Below are 3,948 nucleotides of genomic sequence, written 5' to 3' on the forward strand. Positions count from 1 at the left end.
GGCGGTGGCGAACGCGTCGGACAGGTCGCCGTCGGGCCACAGAACGGGGATGATGCCCTCGGCCCGCAGGGTGTCGGCCTTTTCCGCGCTGCGTGTCGTCAACGCCGCGGCCGCGTCGATCTCGGGCGCGAGATAGCGGTCGGCCTCCAGCGCGGGCACGACATCCCGCAGCCGCGCGATCGCCCGGCGGAGCGGCGCGCTCGTCTTGAGCGGCGCGCGGAACTCGACCCCTTGCGCACCGCAGATCGCCTCGACCCCGAGGACGGTGTTGAGGTTCGCGTTCATCCGTGCAAGCCGTCGGGCGGCGTGGGCCGCCATGCTGACGTGATCCTCCTGGTTGGCCGAGGTGGGCGTTGAATCGGTCGTGCAGGGATTGGCCAGGTGCTTGTTCTCGCTCATCAGCGCGGCGGTCGTCACCTCGGCGATCATCAGCCCCGAGTTCAACCCCGGCTCCGGCGTCAGGAACGGCGGCAGGTCGAAGCTCAGCGTGGGGTCCACCATCAGGGCCACGCGGCGCTGCGCGATGGCGCCGATCTCGGCCACGGCCATGGCGATCTGGTCGGCCGCGAAGCCCACCGGTTCGGCATGGAAGTTGCCGCCCGACACGATGCGCCCCTCCTCGACCAGCACCAGCGGGTTGTCGGTGACGGCGTTGGCCTCGATTTCCAGTACCTCCCCCGCCCGGCGCAGCAGGTCGATGGCGGCGCCCGTCACCTGCGCGTGGCAGCGGATGCAATAGGGATCCTGCACGCGGCTGTCGCCGTCGCGGTGGCTTTCGCGGATCTCGCTGCCCGCCATCAGCCCCGCCTGCGCGCGCGCGGCAGTGATCTGCCCCCGGTGGCCGCGCAGGGTGTGGATGGCCCCGACAAGCGGCGCGGTCGATCCCATGATCGCGTCGGTCGACAGGCTGGCCGTCACCATCGCGCCCCGGGCATTGCGCCACGCCTCCCACAGCCCGGTGAGCGCGCAGGCCGTGGAAAATTGCGTTCCGTTGATCAATGCCAGGCCTTCCTTGGGGCCCAGCGTGATGGGGGTGAGCCCCGCCCGCGCGAGGGCCTCGCCACCGGGCAGGCGGGAGCCGTCATGCATCGCCTCGCCCGCGCCGATCATCACGGCGGCCATGTGCGCCAGCGGGGCGAGGTCCCCCGACGCCCCGACGGAACCCTGCGCGGGAATGACGGGGGTCACGTCGGCGGCCAGCATGTGCTCGATCAGGTCGATCGTGGCCCAGCGCACGCCCGAGGCGCCGCGCCCCAGCGACAGCAGCTTGAGCGCCATCATCAGCCGGGTCGTGGCGCTGTCCATCGCCTCGCCCACGCCGCAGCAATGGCTCAGGATCAGGTTGCGTTGCAGCTGCGCGGTCTGTTCGGGCGGTATCTTGACGCTGGCCAGCTTGCCGAACCCTGTATTGACGCCATAGACAGCTTCCTCGCCCGCGGCGGCGCGGCGCACCAGTGCCTCGGCGGCCTCCACGGCCGGTTTCACGGCGCGGTCCAGCGTGGCGGCATGGCCCTCGCGCCAGAGCGTTTCCAGTTGCGCCAGCGTGGCGCTGCCGGGGGTAAGGCTCACGGTCATCCCTTGCCTCCGAAAATGCGGCGGTGAAGCGGGTTGAACCCGATGCGGTAGGCCAGCTCGGCGGGTTGCGCGACGTCCCAGACGGCAAGGTCGGCACGTTTGCCCGGCGCGATCACGCCGGTATCATCCAGCCCCAGCGCACGCGCCGCGTTGCGCGTGATGCCGGCCAGCGCCTCCTCGGGCGTCATGCGAAACAGCGTGCAGCCCATGTTCATGGTCAGCAGCAGCGAGGTGAGCGGCGACGAGCCGGGGTTGCAGTCGGTGGCCAGCGCCATCGGCACGCCGTGCTCGCGAAACGCGCCGATCGGTGGCACCTGCGTTTCGCGCAGCGTGTAGAAGGCGCCGGGCAGGATGGTCGCGACGCTGCCCGCCCGGGCCAGCGCGGCGGCATCCGCCGCCTCGGCATATTCCACGTGGTCCGCCGACAGCGCCCCGAACGCGGCCGCCAGCCGCGTGCCGCCGATATTGCTGAGTTGCTCGGCATGAAGTTTCACCGGCAGGCCCAGCGCGCGGGCAGTCTCGAAAACGGGCCGCAGCTCGGCGGCCGAAAAGGCGATACCTTCGCAGAACCCGTCGACCGCGTCGGCCAGATCTGCCTTGTGCGCAGCGCGCAGGGCCGGCAGGCACACGTCCGAAATATAGGCGGCGGCGCGGCCCTTGTAGTCGCCCGGGATGGCGTGCGCACCGAGAAACGTCGTCCGGACGCGGACATCCCGCACCTTGGGTATCTCGCGGGCGACACGCAGCATCTTGAGCTCGGTATCGATATCCAGCCCGTAGCCCGACTTGACCTCGATCACCGAGACGCCTTCGGCCAGCAGCGCATCGACCCGGCGCAGCGCGTCGGCCAGCAAGGCATCCTCGTCGGTGGCGCGGGTGGCGCGGACGGTCGAGACGATACCCCCCCCGGCGCGCGCCACCTCCTCGTAGCTGGCCCCGTTGAGCCGCATTTCGAATTCGCCCGCGCGGTCCCCGCCAAAGACGACGTGCGTGTGGCAGTCTATCGGGGCGGGGGTGATCAGCCGGCCCTGCATGTCCTCCCCGGGCTCGGCGCAGTCCGCGGGCAGGTCCTGTTCGGGGCCGGCCCAGCAGATTTTCCCGTCGGCGACGGACAAAGCCGCGTTCTCGATCAGCCCGTAGGCCGGGCCGTCGGTCATCGTGGCGATGGAGGCATTTCTCAGAAGCATGGAAGCAAACCGTCTTGATCGGCGAGAAAGTTTCCTCCATTATGTCTATACATAAACTTCTGTCAAGACGGGATTCCGGCAATGACCACACTTTGGGCCGAACAGGCGCTGCTGCCGCAAGGCTGGGCGCGGAACGTGGCGGTGACGCTGGGCGATGACGGGCGGATCGCCTTTGTCTCGGCGGATCAGCCCCGGCAGGGGCAGCGCGTGGGAAGCCTCCTGCCCGCGCCGGCGAACGCCCATTCGCACGCGTTCCAGCGGGCCATGGCCGGCCTGACCGAAGCGCGGGGGCCGGATCCGCGCGACAGTTTCTGGACATGGCGGAAACTGATGTACCGGTTCCTCGACCGGCTTGACCCGGATCAGGTTCAGGCGATCGCGGCCCTTGTCCAGATGGAGATGCTGGAAGCGGGCTATGCCACGAATGTCGAGTTCCACTACCTGCATCACCAGCCGGGCGGGGCGCCCTATGACCGGCTGTCGGAACTGGCGCAGCGCGTCATGGCCGCGACACGGCAAACCGGGATCGGCCTGACACTGCTGCCCGTGCATTACAGGTTCGGCGGTTGCGACCGGCGGGAGCTGGGGCCGGGCCAGGCGCGTTTCGGCAACGATCCCGACCGGTTCGCCCGGCTGGTCGCGGATTGCCGCGACGCCGCGAGCGCCCTGCCCGCCGACACCGCGCTCGGCGTCGCGCCGCATTCCCTGCGTGCCGTCGCACCCGATGACGTGGCCCGCGCCACCGGCTTGGCTGTGGATGGCCCGGTGCACATGCATCTTGCCGAGCAGGTGGCCGAGGTCGAGGAGGTGCAGGCCGCACGGGGCGCGCGCCCGGTCGAATGGCTGCTGGAAAACGCCGAGGTCGACGCGCGCTGGTGCCTGATCCACTGCACCCAGATGCAACCCCGCGAAACCGAAGGGCTGGCCGCCACCGGCGCCGTGGCGGGGCTGTGCCCGATCACCGAATCCAGCCTCGGCGACGGGATATTCGACGGGGTGCTGTGGTTGGGCGCCGACGGGCGCCTCGCCGTCGGGTCGGATTCCAACATCCGCATCTCGCTCAGCGAGGAACTGCGCACGCTGGAATATTCGCAGCGGCTGCGTGACCGGTGCCGGGCGGCGCTGGCCACGCCCGACCGCTCGACAGGGCGGCGGCTGTACGAGGCGGTCTGCCATGGCGGCGCCC

General features: G+C 70.2%; 3 protein-coding genes. 1 reads left to right on the plus strand and 2 read right to left on the minus strand.

Going from position 1 to position 3,948, the window contains the following annotated elements:
• Together hutH and hutI are read right to left on the minus strand one after the other, a co-directional pair.
• On the minus strand, positions 1–1,575 hold a 1,575-nt coding region (hutH, locus tag ACH107_RS30700; protein WP_412509476.1), incomplete at its 3' end, for a histidine ammonia-lyase.
• Positions 1,572–2,762 (minus strand): imidazolonepropionase, encoded by a 1,191-nt coding sequence (gene hutI / locus ACH107_RS30705; protein ID WP_412509477.1) that lies wholly within the window; start codon positions 2,760–2,762, stop codon positions 1,572–1,574. The genes hutH and hutI, both read right to left, overlap by 4 nt.
• 81 nt (positions 2,763–2,843) lie before the next feature.
• Between hutI and ACH107_RS30710 the strand changes: the two genes are divergently transcribed.
• Positions 2,844–3,948 (plus strand): formimidoylglutamate deiminase (locus tag ACH107_RS30710; RefSeq protein ID WP_412509478.1); only part of this gene is annotated, 1,105 nt, incomplete at its 3' end.

The sequence above is a fragment of the Roseovarius halophilus (ex Wu et al. 2025) genome, from assembly GCF_047086965.1.

Coding starts and splice junctions, on each gene's coding strand:
- hutI (WP_412509477.1), bottom strand. CDS start 2,762: ATGCTTCTGAGAAATGCCTCCATCGCCACGATGACCGACGGCCCGGCC.